Consider the following 12,316-nt stretch of genomic DNA (forward strand, 5'->3'; position numbering starts at 1 on the left):
TCATAGTTTGAAAATAAAGCGATTTTTTGCCAAAGACATGAGAACGGCGCTGCTCCAAGTGAAAGAGGAGTTAGGCGCGGAAGCGGTGATCATGTCAAACAAGAAAGTGGCTGGTGGGGTGGCGATTGTTGCGGCGATAGATAGTGAATCAACCCCGTCTCAAGCAAGCGCAGCGTCACAACAAAATCGCGGTGCTTCTCAATCGAATCGCTATAACGAACATCGTCAAATGTCATCGTCTTCTGCAGATCGTTATCAAGATCGTCATTTAGATGAAGATAAAATTAGCCTGAACAGTAATAACAGTAACAACGAAAAAACAGGCTCAATGACGCAGCGATTCGCTAACATGCTTAAGCAATATAGTGGTGGTGCAGCAGATGCTGACGATCATGTAGCGGAAAATGAAGATTCGCTCTCTGCTTTATTGCAACGCCAGAATAAGCATCGCGACGGCTACAACCAAGAAAAGCCAGCGCCATATCAACCAGATTCACCTTTGGCGAAGTTAATCGCACAAGATAATCGATTTGAGCGTCCAACGCCGAAGCTGGATCCGACACGCTATGATCGCCGCCGTCCAAGTGATGAGCGAGAAGAGTCTGCCGATGAGCTGGAGAGTATGCGCGAAGAGATGACGTCAATTCGTCGTCTTTTAGAGCATCAAGTCTCTGGCCTGATGTGGCAGGAAGTGGAACGTCGTGAGCCGCTCAGAGCAATGCTGATTAAGCGCTTAGAGCGTATGGGCGTTTCTCCGGAGTTAGCAGACCAAATGGCTTGCTATATCCCGGAAGATACAAAACCAGCGCGAGCGTGGAAAGCGTTGTTGTCGCTGGTGGCGGATCAAATCAATATTCCTAAACAGGACATTTTAAAACGTGGTGGTGTGGTCGCACTGTTAGGTCCGACGGGGGTGGGAAAAACAACCACCGTTGCGAAGCTCGCAGCACGTGCCGCCATGGAATACGGTGCCGACAATGTGGCCCTTGTGACAACAGATACATATCGCATAGGTGCACATGAGCAGCTCTCAATTTACGGAAGAATCATGGGTTGTCCCGTAAGAGTTGCTAAAGATTCTAACGAGTTAGCCGATGTTATATATCAGCTAAGAAACAGAAGACTGATTTTGGTCGATACGGCAGGGATGGGGCAACGAGATGTCAGGCTTTCTGAGCAGCTCGATACTCTAATGCAAGAGAGCGGAGAAGTGATTCACAGCTACCTTGTTTTGCCAGCTACCGCACAACGTCGCGTTCTACAAGAAACGCTGGATCACTTCCGACGCATACCACTTTCGGGTTGTATTATGACGAAGCTTGATGAGTCATTAAGTCTAGGCGAATTCATCAGTGTAGTGATTCAAAACGCAATGCCAGTGGCTTACATAGCTAATGGTCAGCGCGTGCCAGAAGACATTGTGATAGCGCAACCAAAATATATGCTTGCGAAAGCAAATGAACTGTTAGAGAAGTCGACAGAGAACGAACCTCACTTTTGGAACAGTGACAGTGAAGGACTCTAAGGCGGCGGACTACTATGACTGAGAATATGATACACGATCAAGCAAGCGGCCTCCGTCGCTTAACACAACCATCGTTGACCAAAGTGATTGCTGTTACTGGCGGCAAAGGTGGTGTGGGGAAATCAAACGTAACACTGGGCCTGGCGATTTGTATGGCTCGCCAAGGCAAGAAGGTGATGGTTCTCGACGCTGATTTAGGTCTGGCCAATGTGGACGTGATGCTCGGAATTCGTGCAAAACGTAATCTAGGACATGTCTTAGCGGGTGAATGTGAGCTAAAAGATGCGATTGTCGAAGGGCCTTATGGTATAAAGATAATCCCTGCAACTTCTGGCACACAGAGCATGACAGAGCTTTCTCACGCTCAACATGCTGGACTCATTCGAGCATTTGGTAGTCTTGAAGACGAAATGGACGTCCTGCTGATAGATACCGCCGCAGGCATTTCTGACATGGTAATCAGTTTTTCGCGAGCAGCTCAAGATGTCGTTGTGGTTGTGTGTGATGAACCAACTTCAATCACAGATGCATATGCGTTAATTAAGCTGTTAAGTAAAGAACACCAGGTCCAACGCTTTAAAGTTGTAGCAAATATGGTCAGAAGCTACCGAGAAGGGCGAGAATTGTTTGCAAAGTTGACGCTAGTCACAGAGCGATTCTTGAATGTCAGCCTTGAACTCGTAGCATGTATTCCATTAGATGATAAAGTACGACAGGCTGTAAAAAGACAAAAAATAGTCGTTGATGCGTTCCCTCGCTCACCTGCCGCTTTAGCTATTAGCTCACTAGCAAACAAAGCGTTAACGTGGCCACTACCGAAAACACCAAGTGGACACTTGGAATTTTTTGTGGAAAGGTTGCTAAATCGTACCGAATTCGCAGAGGACCCTTTTGGTGAATAAAGCGATAACCTATGACCAACATGGCAAGTTTAATAGCCAGCAAGCGTTTATAGAGCGCTACTCAGTGTTGGTTAAGCGCATTGCTCACCACCTATTAGGCCGTTTACCGCCGAGTGTTCAGGTAGAGGATTTAATTCAGGCCGGCATGATCGGTCTTATCGAAGCTCAGCAGAATTATGATGGTTCTAAAGGTGCGAGCTTTGAAACTTATGCAGGTATCCGTATTCGCGGTGCAATGTTAGATGACATGCGCAAAGGCGATTGGGTACCGCGTTCTGTTCATAAAAATAATCGAGAGATTAACCAAGCGATTGCGGAGCTGGAAGGCGAATTAAATCGAGATCCTACTGATTCTGAAGTAGCCACGCATCTCGGTATGACACTGGATCAATATCATAGTGCTCTGACCGATATCAACTGCTCAAAATTAGTCGGTATTGAAGATTTAGGCGTTTCTGATGATGTGATTTCACCTGCAGATGAAACTGATGACAGTAACCCGTTCAAAGGGGTTGCCGATGAATCATTTCGAAAAGCACTGGTTGAATCAATAAAACAGCTTCCAGAGCGTGAAGCTTTGGTACTTTCGCTTTATTATGATGAAGAACTCAATTTGAAAGAAATTGGCGATGTGTTAGGCGTAAGCGAATCTCGCGTAAGTCAAATACTGAGTCAAGCGATGCAACGTTTGCGCACCAAGCTCAGTGCGTGGACACAAAATGACTAAAAACACTGATTTTACGATTCAGTGGAGGCAATTTTGAATAAAAACATGAAGATCCTTATTGTTGATGATTTCTCAACAATGCGCCGTATTGTTAAAAACCTGCTTCGTGACTTGGGTTTCAATAACACTCAAGAAGCGGACGATGGTTTAACCGCATTACCAATGCTGAAAAAAGGTGACTTCGATTTTGTTGTAACTGACTGGAACATGCCAGGTATGCAAGGCATCGATTTGCTTAAACACATCCGCGCGGATGCAGAACTTAAGCATTTGCCAGTTCTAATGATCACGGCTGAAGCGAAGCGTGAGCAGATCATTGAAGCTGCTCAAGCAGGCGTAAACGGCTATATTGTTAAGCCATTTACTGCTGCAACATTAAAAGAAAAATTAGATAAAATTTTCGAGCGTTTATAACTCTCTCTTTTTCTCTTTGTTATTCGAGTCATTCATACCAATTATTAAATACCTATTAAATGACTCGTTTAGCGTTATTAAAGTGATAAGAAGAACTAAACGTAAAAGGGTCTATTCAGAATGATCTCACTAGAGCAGGCGAAGTCACTCGTTCAAATGCTAGAAAACGGGGAACAAGACCAAGCCAATATGCTTGTTGCCTCGATCTACGAAGGTGCCGAGAATCCAATGCTGCAAGAAATTGGAGCCTTAACTCGAGACCTTCACGAATCACTCAAGCAGTTCAGTCTCGATCAGCGCATGACCGAAATTGCGAAAGACGAAATCCCTAACGCAAGGGATCGTCTTAATTATGTGATCGAGAAGACAGAGCTAGCAGCCAACAAAACGATGGATGCAGTCGACTGCTGCCTTCCTATCGCTGACAACCTGCATGATTGCCTTCAGAAAGTTCGTCCTCAATGGAATGAACTCATGCACGGGCGCATCGAATTAAGCGAATTCAAAGCACTTTGTCACCGAATCGACGAGCTATTAGTTCAAGTCGAAGGTGACAGCACTGAGTTGCGTGGTCAATTGACCGAAATTCTCATGGCGCAAGACTTCCAAGACCTAACTGGCCAAATTATTCGCCGCGTAATTACGTTGGTAAATGAAGTAGAAGGCCGCTTAGTGGAAATCCTAACCGTATTCTCTGGAAATAAACCTGAAGAACACATTCAAGTTTTGTCAGAACCGGCAGATAAAAAGAATACACAAACAAGCGAAGCCGAAGGCCCGATTCTTCATCCAGAACTGAGAGAAGATGCGGTTTCATCGCAGGACGAAGTCGATGACTTGTTGTCCAGTCTTGGATTTTAAAGGTAACGTATGAGCTACGATTTAGACGAAGATATTCTTCAGGACTTTCTCATTGAGGCTGGGGAAATTCTCGAACTGCTTTCTGAGCAGTTGGTTGAATTGGAAAATAACCCAGAAGACAAAGACTTACTTAATGCAATTTTCCGCGGGTTTCACACCGTAAAAGGCGGTGCTGGCTTCCTGTCTTTGGCAGAGCTAGTCGATACTTGTCATGGTGCGGAGAACGTGTTCGACGTTTTACGAAACGGCCAACGCACGGTTACGCAAAACTTAATGGATACGATGCTAAAAGCGTTGGATACGGTCAATACCCAGTTCCAAGCCGTTCAAGATCGTGAACCATTGGAAGCTGCGGATCCTGCCCTTCTTGAAGAACTTCATCGTCTATGTAAACCTGAATCAGAAGATGAAGTCGCTGCAACCGTGGTTGAAGAGCCAGTGGTTACTCCTGAACCTGTCAGTCCTGAGCCTGTTATTGAAGAACCTGCCGCGCCAGCGTCAAGTGTCGGCTCTGTTGATGAAATTACCCAAGACGAATTCGAAAAGCTGCTGGATGAGCTTCATGGTAAAGGCTCAGCTCCAGGCGCTTCAGAACCTGCGACACCAACAACGCCATCAGAGCCCCCTCAATCAAGTGCGCCATCAGTTGAAAGTGGCGATATCACTGACGATGAATTTGAACGTCTACTTGACGAACTTCACGGCGTTGGCAAAAGTCCATCAGCGGCAGAGGCTGCAGCATCTGCACCAGCAGAACCTCCTAAAGCGGCAGAACCAGCTGCGCCAGTTGCATCGTCAGCAAATCAAGATAGTGATTTAATGACGGACGAAGAGTTCGAAAAGTTACTCGACGAGCTACATGGTGCGGGCAAAGGTCCTACGCTAGAAGAACTGGATATGGCAACGAAGCCGGCATCAGCAAACGTAGAGGAAAGCCCTGCGAAACCTGAGCCTGCGGTTAAGCCAGCACCAGCAGCGCCAACTCCGGCTCCAGCACCAAAACCAGAATCTAAACCTGTCGCGGTGAAAGAAGAGGCGAAAGCGCCAGCGGTTAAAAAGCCTCAGGCCGAGGCAACCGTTCGTGTCGATACCTCGACGCTTGATACCATCATGAACATGGTAGGTGAGCTTGTATTGGTCCGAAACCGTCTATTAAGCCTTGGTTTGAACAGCGACAATGAAGAAATGTCCAAAGCGGTCGCTAACCTTGATGTCGTAACGGCGGATCTGCAAGGCGCGGTAATGAAAACGCGTATGCAGCCAATCAAGAAAGTATTTGGCCGTTTCCCACGCGTTGTCCGTGACTTGGCGCGCAACTTAAATAAAGACATCGTGCTGGAAATGCGCGGTGAAGAAACCGATCTCGATAAAAACCTTGTAGAAGCATTGGCCGATCCATTGATTCACTTGGTTCGTAACTCGGTTGACCACGGTATTGAAATGCCAGACGATCGCGCGAAAGCAGGTAAATCACGCACAGGTAAAGTGATTTTGTCTGCATCACAAGAAGGGGATCACATTGAGCTATCCATCGTAGATGATGGCGGCGGTATGGACCCGAACAAACTGCGTGGTATCGCGGTTAAGCGCGGCATGATGGACGAAGATGCGGCGGCCCGTTTAACAGACAAAGAGTGCTTCAACCTTATCTTTGCGCCAGGTTTCTCAAGTAAAGATAAAATTTCTGACATCTCTGGCCGTGGCGTTGGCATGGATGTGGTTAAGACGGCGATCAACACCTTAAATGGTTCAATCGATATCGATTCTGAGCTAGGGAAAGGCACTAAGATCACCATCAAAGTACCACTGACGCTTGCGATCCTACCAACACTGATGGTTGGTGTTGGCGGTCATCCGTTTGCGCTGCCACTGGCATCGGTGAGCGAAATTTTCCACTTGGATCTGAGTCGCACAAACGTGGTAGATGGTCAGTTGACGATCATTGTGCGTGAAAAATCTATCCCGCTATTTTACTTACAGAACTGGTTAGCATCCAAATCACAAAACGTCGAAGAGCGTACTGGTCACGGTCATGTGGTTATTGTACAGATCGGTAACCAGCGCGTTGGTTTTGTTGTGGATACGCTTATTGGTCAAGAAGAAGTGGTTATTAAGCCACTCGATAATCTATTGCAAGGCACTCCGGGCATGGCTGGTGCAACAATCACTAGCGATGGCCATATTGCATTAATTCTAGATGTGCCTGATTTACTTAAGCGATATGCTGCGGCTTCACGCCTTTAAGCAAAGCTGACGTTATTAAAAGGAATAAGATGGCGATTAAAGTACTAGTCGTTGATGATTCGAGTTTTTTTCGACGTCGCGTGAGCGAAATCATCAACTCAGAATCGCGCCTAGAAGTGATTGACGTTGCGGTAAATGGCAGAGAGGCGGTTGAGAAAGCCAAATCTCTTAAACCGGACGTCATCACGATGGATATTGAAATGCCAGTGATGGATGGCATTACCGCTGTGCGTGAAATCATGGCAGCGGCTCCAACGCCAATCCTAATGTTTTCGTCCCTGACTCATGACGGGGCGAAAGCCACGCTTGATGCGCTAGATGCGGGCGCATTGGATTTCTTACCGAAAAAGTTTGAAGACATCGCACGTAACCGCGAAGAAGCGGTGTCACTGCTTCAGCAACGAGTTATTCAGATTGCTTCGAAGCGCGCTTTTATGCGTCGACCAATCACTCGCGCTGCTGCGAGTACTAATGCGGCAGCTCGTCCACTAGGTTCAAGAACGGCTTCGCCAGCGACTCCAGCTCCTGCTCGAGCGGCTGCGGCAAAGTTCCGAGCCTCCGGTAAGAAGTATCAACTGACCGCAATTGGCACGTCTACTGGTGGTCCGGTTGCTTTGCAAAAAATTCTGACGCGTTTACCGATGAACTACCCGCATCCGATCGTATTGATCCAACATATGCCGGCAACCTTTACTGCTGCATTTGCCAGCCGTTTGAATACCTTGTGTAAGATTCAAGTGAAAGAAGCCCAAGACGGCGATGTCTTACAGCCTGGTGTGGCATATCTTGCTCCAGGTGGTAAGCAAATGATGGTGGATGGTCGAGCGGGGGCTGCTCGTCTTCGTATCATTGATGGCGGCGACCGCATGAACTACAAACCATGTGTGGATGTGACTTTTGGTTCTGCAGCCAAAGTATACAGTGACAAAGTACTCTCTTTAGTGCTGACTGGTATGGGGGCAGACGGTCGTGAAGGCGCTCGTATGTTGAAGTCTGCAGGCTCAACTATTTGGGCTCAAGATGAAGAAAGTTGTGTTGTTTATGGTATGCCCCAAGCTGTTGCTAAAGCAGGCATTTCTTCAGAAGATTTACCGCTTGACCGCATTGCTGAACGCATGTTGGTGGAAGTTGGCCTAGCGTAGGATTCATCATGATTGTTTGGAGTGTAGCTAACCAGAAAGGTGGCGTGGGTAAAACCACCTCAACAGTGACATTAGCGGGTTTGCTGAGTCAAAAAGGTCATCGCGTACTGATGGTCGATACTGACCCTCACGCATCACTGACTACCTATCTTGGTTATGATCCTGACGCAGTAACTTCGAGCCTGTTTGATTTATTCCAGTTGAAGACATTCTCTCGTGAAACGGTGAGGCCGTTAATCCTAGAGACAAAACTGGAAGGGATGGATATCATTCCCGCGCATATGTCCCTTGCGACGCTTGATCGTGTCATGGGGAATCGCAGTGGGATGGGGCTGATCTTAAAACGAGCTCTACAAGCGGTCTCACAAGACTATGATTATGTGTTGATTGACTGCCCGCCAATTCTTGGTGTGATGATGGTCAACGCACTGGCCGCCAGTGACCGAATTTTGATTCCCGTTCAAACCGAGTTTTTGGCGATGAAAGGCTTGGAACGCATGATGCGCACGTTAACCATTATGCAAAAGTCTCGTCCGGGTGGTTTCAAAGTGACTATCGTTCCAACGATGTATGACAAGCGCACCAAAGCGTCTTTGCAGACATTGATGCAACTGAAGAAAGATTACCCAAATCAAGTATGGACCTCTGCGGTGCCGATTGATACCAAGTTCCGTGATGCTAGTTTAAAGCATTTGCCAGCATCGCATTTTGCATCTGGTAGTCGTGGTGTGTTTGCGTATAAACAGTTACTGATTTACCTGGAGAGGTTAGCGTTCGATGAGCAGTAACGACGTGCTTTCCAGTGAACAAGCGCTTGATGACTACTTTAATGCGCTATTGGGTGATGAGGCTGAAGCAACGACTCTTGAGGAAGAGCTTGACTTGCTGGCTCAAGAAATATCATCTGCAGAGCCAGAGCCAGAGCCAGAGCCAGAGCCAGAGCCAGAGCCAGAGCCAGAGCCAGAGCCAGAGCCAGAGCCAGAGCCAGAATTGCAGTTTCAATACTCGGAGCCGGAAATATACCAGTTTCAAGAAGCTTACCCGCCAGAATTGGAAGCCCCAAATCTGGAAGATGTGCAAAGGTTATTAAGTCAGCTTGAAGCAAGCAACCCTGTAGCCGAGTTAGATATTGATAGTATTCTTGAACAAAATACGATTGATATTGCAGCAGAAATAAAAGCGGCTGAGCCAGACGTACAAACCGTTAGTGAGGCGCCCGAGTTACAAACAGTTGAAGAGATACAAGACTGGGTGATTGATGCGCCAGTTTTTGAGGAAACTCAGCCAGAACTGGTTGAACCTCAATCGGTGATTGAGCATGATGTCAATATAGAATCGAACGTTGATACCGAGCTCGAGACACAAACAGGTTCCGAAATACCAACTGACTGGGAAAGCACGAAGCGAAGTGAAGATTTTCAAGTGCTTTACTTTGATGTGAATGATGTCACGTTTGCCGTACCGCTTGATGAGTTAGGTGGTATTCATCGCATCAGTGAGCTTAACCATTTGATAGGAAAGCCCGCCTGGTATTTGGGGCTACAAACAAATCGTGAGCAACAGTTTGATGTCGTCGATACCGCGAAATGGGTGATGGCAGATAAGCTTCGCGATGACAGTTACAAAGATAATTACCAATACGTTGTCATGCTTGGAGAGAGCATGTGGGGGCTGGCCAGTAACCAACTAATGGGGACGGAAACGCTCAATATCGACAAGGTTCGCTGGCGTGAACAGGCGGGTAAGCGCCCTTGGCTAGCGGGCATGGTAAAAGAAAAAATGTGCGCCTTAATTCATGTCCAGGCGCTCATTGACATGCTAAACGCCGGTTTAGATGTCAAATCACTGAATTAGATTTAAGTCGGGAACGACATTAACGAGGATTAACTATGTCTCAAGCTTTTGAAGTAGAAGTGAAGAAAGATGCATCGAATGACGAAGTTCTTCAGTGGGTGACGTTCCAGCTAGAAGAAGAAACGTACGGCATCAACGTAATGCAAGTTCGTGAAGTACTTCGTTATACTGAAATTGCACCCGTTCCAGGTGCGCCAGATTATGTTCTGGGTATCATCAACCTGCGTGGTAACGTGGTTACTGTTATCGACACGCGTTCGCGTTTCGGCCTGATGGAAGGCGAAGTTACAGATAATACTCGTATTATTGTGATCGAGTCAGAGCGTCAAGTGATTGGTATTTTGGTAGATAGTGTGGCAGAAGTGGTTTACCTACGTTCTTCTGAAATTGACACGACGCCTTCTGTTGGTACTGATGAAAGCGCGAAGTTCATCCAAGGTGTGAGCAACCGTGACGGCAAACTTCTTATCCTTGTGGATTTGAACAAGCTCCTAACGGATGACGAATGGGACGAGATGGCTCACCTATAATGGGCTGAATAATGATGGCTGAAGAGACTCTTTTATCTGTTCCATTCCTTGCGGGTGGCGTCGCTTTTATCGTGTTGGTGTTGGTTGTTTTGCAACTGCGCATTCGCTCGGGGTTGCAAAAGCAAGTAGACCAGCAACGAGCACAGTCTCGACATGTAGATAAAGAAGTACAAAAGTTGAGTAAGCAGTTACTCGAAGTGCGTTCGGTTGTCGTTGGTCTTGGACAAAAAGTAACGGAACAACAAGACATTATTCAGCACCTAAACGAGAGAATTCGTGAACTCGAGCACGCTGATACTGATGGTCGCTTGTACAGTCGAGCTTCTAAAATGGTACAGCTTGGTGCAGATATCAATGAGCTCATTGAAGAGTGTGAACTGCCAAAAGCTGAAGCGGAATTGATGCTTTCACTACAGAAAAAACTGGCGGGAAAAGAGAAAATTCCACCACTAAGCGGCCAGCCATCAGATGATGCAGAATACCCAGCGCGTGGACGTCGTCGACGCTAAAGGTTTTAAAGCGATAAAAAGAGGCGATAAGCCTCTTTTTTTGTGCTCGGTTACTAATTATCTTTTGTAATACAGCCCTAGCTTATCTTAAGCTCTCTTCATTCTTAGCACTCGCTCCCCAAGTTAAAATGAGAGCTTATAACTACTTATAGTTAATTTTATTAAAGTGTGACGATTAATTAACAAAAATACATGAACTTACATACATCCCAGCCCTCTTATCCTGTTTTGTCATAACTAAGCTGTGCTAATATAGCGCTTCGTTCATTTTTTAGTTGAAGCTCTATGTTAGAAGTATCTAACCTGACAGCGATCCGTGATGAGAGGGTCCTGTTTGAAAACCTGCAGTTTGAAATTAAGCCTGGTGAATTGGTCCAGATAGAAGGGCGCAATGGTACTGGCAAAACTACGTTACTACGTATTGTGACAGGTTTAGGTGATAGAGAAGAAGGCATCATTAAGTGGAAAGGAGAAGAGGTTGAAAAATCTCGTGATGTTTTCCATCAAGATCTGCTGTTCTTAGGGCATCAAACTGGAGTGAAACGAGAGCTTACCGCACTAGAAAACTTACGTTTTTACCAATCTATTCAAAATAACCGCTCTTCTGACGAAGAAATCTTCACTGCTTTAACTCAAGTTGGTTTAGCCGGTCGAGAAGATGTGCCTGTAGCACAGCTTTCCGCAGGTCAGCAAAGACGAGTGGCACTAGCGAGATTATGGCTCAGTAAGCAAATTTTATGGATTTTAGATGAACCGTTGACCGCCATCGATAAGCAAGGCGTCAAAGTGCTTGAATCTTTGTTCGCAAGTCACGCTGATAATGGCGGTATTGTCGTGTTGACGACGCATCAAGATATGTTTTCGGACAGCCCGAAACTTAGAAAAATAAAGTTGGGTGATTGATATGATTCCATCTATGACCACCATCATTCGCCGCGAGCTATTGATAGCATTTCGCCGTCAGGCAGACATTCTGAACCCGCTTTGGTTCTTTATTATTGTTATTACTCTGTTTCCTCTTAGTATCGGGCCTGAACCAAATTTGTTAGCACGTATTGCAGCGGGCATTGTTTGGGTTGCCGCATTGCTATCCGCCTTATTATCATTAGAGCGTCTATTTCGTGATGATTTTCAAGACGGTGCATTGGAACAAATGATGCTAATGCCGATTCCATTGCAACTTGTAGTGGTTTCAAAGGTCATAGCACATTGGTTGTTAACAGGGTTACCTCTGATCCTAATTAGCCCATTATTGGCGGTTTTACTTTCGCTTGATTTCAATACTTGGTTATCTGTTGTACTAACCTTGATGATCGGTACACCGACACTAAGTTTTATTGGAGCTATTGGCGTGGCTTTGACGGTTGGGTTGCAAAAGGGTGGCGTTCTTTTGAGTTTGCTTATTCTTCCGCTCTACATCCCAATTTTGATTTTCGCAACATCAGCAATTGATGCCGCCGCGCTTGGTATGGCGTATAACGGTCAACTAGCAATTTTAGGTGCGATGCTAATGGGAGCGATGACGTTAACGCCTTTTGCCATTAGTGCCGCATTGAGAGTTAGTGTTAACTAACTCAATAAAGTGCCAATGAAGCGGCGCTTGATCAA

The 12,316-nt window shown here is 46.2% G+C and carries 13 protein-coding genes; all 13 read left to right on the forward strand.

Features of this window, described 5'->3' with window-relative positions; genetic code table 11:
- Positions 1–7: 7 nt before the first annotated feature.
- Entirely contained in the window at positions 8–1,525 is a 1,518-nt protein-coding gene (gene flhF / locus MSG33_RS14100) for a flagellar biosynthesis protein FlhF (protein WP_248381307.1), read from the forward strand.
- A 14-nt stretch (positions 1,526–1,539) separates the two neighbouring features.
- A complete protein-coding gene (locus MSG33_RS14105; protein WP_005380498.1) occupies positions 1,540–2,427 on the forward strand; it encodes a MinD/ParA family protein in 888 nt (295 codons plus the stop codon).
- A complete protein-coding gene (locus tag MSG33_RS14110; RefSeq protein ID WP_048625854.1) occupies positions 2,420–3,154 on the forward strand; it encodes an RNA polymerase sigma factor FliA in 735 nt (244 codons plus the stop codon). The genes MSG33_RS14105 and MSG33_RS14110 overlap by 8 nt, the downstream gene beginning before the upstream one ends.
- A gap of 45 nt (positions 3,155–3,199) precedes the next feature.
- Positions 3,200–3,568, forward strand: a complete 369-nt coding sequence (gene cheY, locus MSG33_RS14115) for a chemotaxis response regulator CheY (protein ID WP_017635949.1) — start codon at positions 3,200–3,202, stop codon at positions 3,566–3,568.
- A 120-nt stretch (positions 3,569–3,688) separates the two neighbouring features.
- Positions 3,689–4,429 (forward strand): protein phosphatase CheZ, encoded by a 741-nt coding sequence (locus tag MSG33_RS14120; RefSeq protein WP_006741709.1) that lies wholly within the window; start codon positions 3,689–3,691, stop codon positions 4,427–4,429.
- 9 nt (positions 4,430–4,438) lie between these two features.
- Positions 4,439–6,673, forward strand: coding sequence for a chemotaxis protein CheA (locus MSG33_RS14125; protein ID WP_248381308.1), 2,235 nt, complete (start codon positions 4,439–4,441; stop codon positions 6,671–6,673).
- A 29-nt stretch (positions 6,674–6,702) separates the two neighbouring features.
- Positions 6,703–7,815 carry a chemotaxis response regulator protein-glutamate methylesterase gene (locus tag MSG33_RS14130; RefSeq protein ID WP_248381309.1) on the forward strand — a complete coding sequence of 371 codons (1,113 nt, stop codon included), beginning with the start codon at positions 6,703–6,705 and terminating at the stop codon, positions 7,813–7,815.
- An 8-nt stretch (positions 7,816–7,823) separates the two neighbouring features.
- Complete coding sequence (locus MSG33_RS14135; protein WP_006741712.1) at positions 7,824–8,603, forward strand: ParA family protein; 780 nt, start codon at positions 7,824–7,826, stop codon at positions 8,601–8,603.
- Positions 8,593–9,669 (forward strand): chemotaxis protein CheW, encoded by a 1,077-nt coding sequence (locus MSG33_RS14140; protein ID WP_248381310.1) that lies wholly within the window; start codon positions 8,593–8,595, stop codon positions 9,667–9,669. The genes MSG33_RS14135 and MSG33_RS14140 overlap by 11 nt, the downstream gene beginning before the upstream one ends.
- Before the next feature lie 35 nt (positions 9,670–9,704).
- Positions 9,705–10,199: a chemotaxis protein CheW gene (locus MSG33_RS14145; RefSeq protein ID WP_005380507.1), complete on the forward strand. Its 495-nt coding sequence runs from the start codon at positions 9,705–9,707 to the stop codon at positions 10,197–10,199.
- A gap of 14 nt (positions 10,200–10,213) precedes the next feature.
- Positions 10,214–10,708, forward strand: a complete 495-nt coding sequence (locus MSG33_RS14150; protein WP_041853027.1) for a DUF2802 domain-containing protein — start codon at positions 10,214–10,216, stop codon at positions 10,706–10,708.
- Between the two features lie 285 nt (positions 10,709–10,993).
- Positions 10,994–11,611, forward strand: coding sequence for a cytochrome c biogenesis heme-transporting ATPase CcmA (gene ccmA / locus MSG33_RS14155; protein ID WP_012841536.1), 618 nt, complete (start codon positions 10,994–10,996; stop codon positions 11,609–11,611).
- Between the two features lies 1 nt (position 11,612).
- A complete protein-coding gene (ccmB, locus tag MSG33_RS14160) occupies positions 11,613–12,281 on the forward strand; it encodes a heme exporter protein CcmB (RefSeq protein WP_006741714.1) in 669 nt (222 codons plus the stop codon).
- Positions 12,282–12,316 lie beyond the last annotated feature (35 nt).

This window comes from Vibrio sp. 1CM7H (genome assembly GCF_023161645.1).
GTDB lineage: Bacteria > Pseudomonadota > Gammaproteobacteria > Enterobacterales > Vibrionaceae > Vibrio > Vibrio diabolicus.